4 protein-coding genes are annotated in these 3,251 nt (G+C 66.5%); all 4 read left to right on the top strand.

What is annotated here, in order from left to right; translation table 11 throughout:
* The first annotated feature begins 172 nt into the window (after positions 1–172).
* Positions 173–694: a hypothetical protein gene (locus KIK05_RS46330; RefSeq protein ID WP_214417325.1), complete on the top strand. Its 522-nt coding sequence runs from the start codon at positions 173–175 to the stop codon at positions 692–694.
* A complete protein-coding gene (locus tag KIK05_RS46335; protein ID WP_214417326.1) occupies positions 694–1,248 on the top strand; it encodes a site-specific integrase in 555 nt (184 codons plus the stop codon). The genes KIK05_RS46330 and KIK05_RS46335 overlap by 1 nt, the downstream gene beginning before the upstream one ends.
* Complete coding sequence (locus KIK05_RS46340) at positions 1,245–1,568, top strand: helix-turn-helix domain-containing protein (RefSeq protein ID WP_214417327.1); 324 nt, start codon at positions 1,245–1,247, stop codon at positions 1,566–1,568. The genes KIK05_RS46335 and KIK05_RS46340 overlap by 4 nt, the downstream gene beginning before the upstream one ends.
* A gap of 77 nt (positions 1,569–1,645) precedes the next feature.
* The gene (locus tag KIK05_RS46345; protein WP_214417328.1) at positions 1,646–3,178 is read left to right on the top strand and encodes a site-specific integrase; all 1,533 of its coding nucleotides are present in this window, start codon (positions 1,646–1,648) and stop codon (positions 3,176–3,178) included.
* Positions 3,179–3,251: the final 73 nt, after the last annotated feature.

Here is a 3,251-nt window from a genome sequence, read left to right on the forward strand (position 1 = left end):
TAACTAATAACCCTTGAGTTCAACTGAGCTTCTTGGTCTCTCTAGCCCCAGGACCTGGGCGTATCTGCTGGCGCTCCGGCTTCTGCGAACGTTGATGAGACTTCGGGGATTCTGAAGGTCTATCGTCCTGGTCGTTCGTCTTGCTGTGACGGTGAAGGCGAGGTGGCCGGGGTTGGCGCTGGCGGTGGTGCGGGATCTTCGAGTGGCTCGGGCTCCGGTGACGCCGGAGGATCTCGAGGCGTTGGAGACCGACGTGCTGGCCGGGTTCGTGCTGGCCCGGGCGGCGGCGGGGCTGTCGGACGGGACGATCTCTTCCGACGTGATGCACCTGGAGCAGGTGCGGGCCTGGTTCGGTCGGCCGCTGTGGGAGATGGAGCCCTCCGACGCCGATGCGTACTTCGGCAAGGTCCTGCGCGTCACTGCGAAGGGCACCCGGCTGGCGCGGGCCCAGGCGATCAAGACGTTCTTCCTGTTCCTGGAGTTGCGGCACAAGGTCGAAATCCACCAGATGACGGGCAGGGTCGTCGAGTGCCCGATCGATGAGATGAACCGGCCCGTGGCCATCAGCAGGCCAAGATTCGTGTCCCGCCGACCGCCGACCAAGTCACACGATTGTTCTCAGGCTGGCGGGAGGAGCTGTCGACCTGTCGGAAGTTCGGTCCGGCCGCCCGGAACTACACAGCCTGCCGGCTGATGGCCGACGTCGGGTTACGCGTGAACGAGGCCTGCAAGCTCGACTTAGCCGACGTCAAGTGGGATCTTGGCCGTTTCGGCAAGCTCCATGTCCGTCACGGCAAGGGCACTCGGGGCTCAGGGCCGCGTGAACGGATGGTTCCGCTGATCAACAATGCGGGCGGGACGCTGCGCTGGTTCGTCGAGGACGTGTGGGGCCAGTTCGGCGACGACCACACCCGACCGGGTGTCCCGTTGCTGTTGTCCGAGCGCAAGAACGCCGACGGCACGGTCGCCCGGGTCGGCGACGAGACCATCCGGGCCGCGCTCGCCAAAGCGGCCGCGGCGCATCTGCCGGACTGGCAGGACGACATCACGCCCCATGTCCTGCGGCATTTCTGCGCCTCCCAGCTCTATCTGTCCGGGATGGACCTGCTCGCGATCCAGGAAGTCCTCGGCCACGCCTGGATCGCCACGACCATGAGATATGTTCACGTCCCCTCGACTCACGTCGAGGACGCCTGGCTCGCAGGTCAGGCGCGTGCGGCCACCCGATTGGAAGGACTGCGACGATGAGGTGGAACCTGCGCCTGGCGGCCGCCAACCGCGGCATCTGGAAAGCATCCGAGCTTCAGCGGATGCTTGCTGAGCACGGCCTGAAGATGAGTGCTGGAAAGATGTCCGGGCTCTGGTCGGGCGAGCCGGCCAGCATCAAACTCGACGACCTCAACGTCATCTGCGCCGTCCTTGGTTGCGGGGTCGAAGAACTCCTCTTCGTCGAGCCCGACAAGGTCAAGCGCGTCGACGAGCCGACCGAACAGCCCGCTGCGGTCTCGGCGGGAGGCCCGTCAGTGACGCCCAAGCGCAAGGACGGGCGGTCCCTCCCGCCGAACTGATCGAGTTCGGGACCGACGCCGATGCTGTCCGGAAGCTGCACGGATTGCCTGGCCTGGGGCGTGTTGTTCGCCCCGCGATGCGGGCCTGCGCCTCGTTTGCCTCCCGGCTTTCGACCGGCCGCTGCGCGGGATGCGGTCGCCGGCTGCCGCTGCGCGAGGGCTACTGCCGGTTGTGCTGGTGCCAGGCTCGCCTCGACGCGGAGACGAGCGATCCGGCAGCCGGAGTGCGACCATTCCTTTCTCTGGTCAGTTCCCACCAGCTCTTCCTGGCTCATCTGACGCCGCTCTGGGGCCGGAAGCGGCGGGAGGGCACCCGGATCCGCAACCCGGGCGGGCGGATCGGACGCCCTCCCAAGCCGGTCCCCATCCCAGCGGCGCGTCCCCCGAGCCCGGGGACGCCACTGCGGCTGTTCGACCTTCCCCGTGACTACTCGCGGTTCGACGCTCGAGACCGCCTCGACCTGGACGACCCGCTGATGGCCTGGGCCCGCTGGACCATCCACATCATCGGCGAGGCCCGCGGCTGGAAACGTGGAGTCCGCGACGACATCGAGTACGGCCTGGCCGTGCTGTTGGCCAATCGGGGCGACGGGGAACCCGTCCTGCACTCGGAGATGTTTCCCTTCCTGCGCACACGAGTGATCGGAGTCGGCCGCACCACCGACGTGCTCAAGCGCATGGGCATGTTCCGCGACGACCGGCGGCCCTCATTCGAGGACTGGCTCACCGGCAAGCTCGACGGTCTCGCCCCCGGGATCAGCCGGGACGTCGAGGCATGGTTGCGGATCCTGCACGACGGTGGCCCACGCAATAAGGCACGAGCCCCGGCGACCGTCTGGGGATACATGAACCGAATCCAACCGATCCTGCTGACTTGGTCGGACCGCTACGACCACCTCCGCGAGATCACCCGCGACGATGTCGAGGCCGCGCTCGACCAGTTGCACGGTCATCAACGCCGCCACGCCCTGATCTCGCTGCGCTCCCTATTCGCCCGCGCCAAGAAGAACGGCGCGATCTTCCGCGATCCCACCCGGGGCTTCAAAGTCGGTCAGCACCAGTACGGAGTCCTGCAGCCCCTGCTCTCCGACGACATCGACCAATCCATCCAGACCGCCAAGACCCCTGCGGCCCGAGTCATGGTCGCGCTCGCTGGAGTCCACGCTGCCCGCGCGGTCGACATGCTCGCACTACGCCTGGACGACATCGACCTCGGCAACCGCCGCATCATCATCGGCGGACGGGTCCGCCCGCTCGACGACCTCACCCACCAGTTGCTCTCCGACTGGCTCTGTCATCGTCAAGACCGTTGGCCGGACACCGCCAACCCGCACCTGCTCATCAACCACAAGACCGCATTGACCACCGTCCCAGCCAGCGGCAAAGGCGCCTCGCTCATCCTCCACCGGCAGGCCGCCACCCTGGAACGGCTGCGCATGGACCGGATTCTTGAAGAAGCCCTTGCCTGCGGTGGCGACCCGCTCCACCTTGCCTCGGTCTTCGGCCTCGACACCAAGACTGCCATCCGTTACGCCGACTCCGCCCGCGAGCTACTCACCACGCGCGCAGAGGAACAAGACCCCGCGCATTCAGCCGAACCCAAGGGCTGAAACCATCCATGATGCGTGAAGACCTCTCGGTTCGGCCTGATGAACCTTCAGTTCGCGTGAACTCTGAGAGATC

Source organism: Sphaerisporangium fuscum, from assembly GCF_018531465.1.
Taxonomy (GTDB): Bacteria; Actinomycetota; Actinomycetes; order Streptosporangiales; family Streptosporangiaceae; genus Sphaerisporangium; species Sphaerisporangium fuscum.

Bases quoted from the DNA above. Each gene is read 5' to 3' on its own strand.
- KIK05_RS46335 (WP_214417326.1), top strand. From the start codon at position 694: ATGGCCGACGTCGGGTTACGCGTGAACGAGGCCTGCAAGCTCGACTTA.
- KIK05_RS46340 (WP_214417327.1), top strand. From the start codon at position 1,245: ATGAGGTGGAACCTGCGCCTGGCGGCCGCCAACCGCGGCATCTGGAAA.
- KIK05_RS46345 (WP_214417328.1), top strand. From the start codon at position 1,646: ATGCGGGCCTGCGCCTCGTTTGCCTCCCGGCTTTCGACCGGCCGCTGC.